The following is a 638-nucleotide window of genomic DNA, read 5'->3' as shown; positions in this document are numbered from 1 at the left end:
TCCGCATGCGGTGCCGCTGAGGTTGAAAGGGTGGGGTGACAGGGCTACGGAGGTTCCGGCCTGAGTCCGGTCTCGGCGATGAAGCCGTCGAGGATCTCGGGTCTCCGTTGGATGCCGCGCAGGCGGTTCTTCACGAGCGGGGTGAGGTCGTCGATCGTGCGGGGTGCGAGGTTGGCCAGGGACTTCTTCAGGTGGGCCCAGACACCTTCGACGGGGTTCAGGTCGGGTGCGTACGGAGGCAGCTTGACGATGGTGAGCCAGTCGCTGTTGCGGTCGCAGAAGTCCCGCAGGGCCTTGGCGTGGTGGGTGCTGGCGTTGTCCCACACCACGATCAGCGGGGCACCGCCGAGCTGCCGACGGGCGGAGGTCAGCAGGTCGGAGAACTCGCGGGCCCGGAAGCCCTTCTTCTCACCGGTACGGCCCCGGTACGTCTGGGTCCGGTAGATCAGCCTGGTCTCCCGGCCCGGTCTGACGCAGACCATCCCGGCCATCAGCACCCGGCCCGAGCCTTTCCCGGTCACCCTGATCAGCGGAGTCCGCCCGCGTGGCGACCAGGTACGGCCCTTGCCGGGCTTCAGGTCCTGCCCGGCCTCGTCCTCGAAGACTATCCACGCGCCCAGGAGCCGGGCCGTCCTCTT

The 638-nt window shown here is 68.5% G+C and carries 1 protein-coding gene; it reads right to left on the bottom strand.

Going from position 1 to position 638, the window contains the following annotated elements:
* Positions 1 to 44 precede the first annotated feature (44 nt).
* A partial coding sequence (locus tag VT52_RS34645) for an IS630 family transposase (protein WP_240510027.1) occupies positions 45 to 638 on the bottom strand: 594 nt, incomplete at its 5' end.

The organism is Streptomyces malaysiense (assembly GCF_000980885.2).
In the GTDB taxonomy this organism is placed as follows: Bacteria; Actinomycetota; Actinomycetes; order Streptomycetales; family Streptomycetaceae; genus Streptomyces; species Streptomyces malaysiense.
The sequence above is the reverse complement of the archived record's forward strand: the minus strand, read 5'-3'. Positions and strand labels throughout refer to the sequence as shown.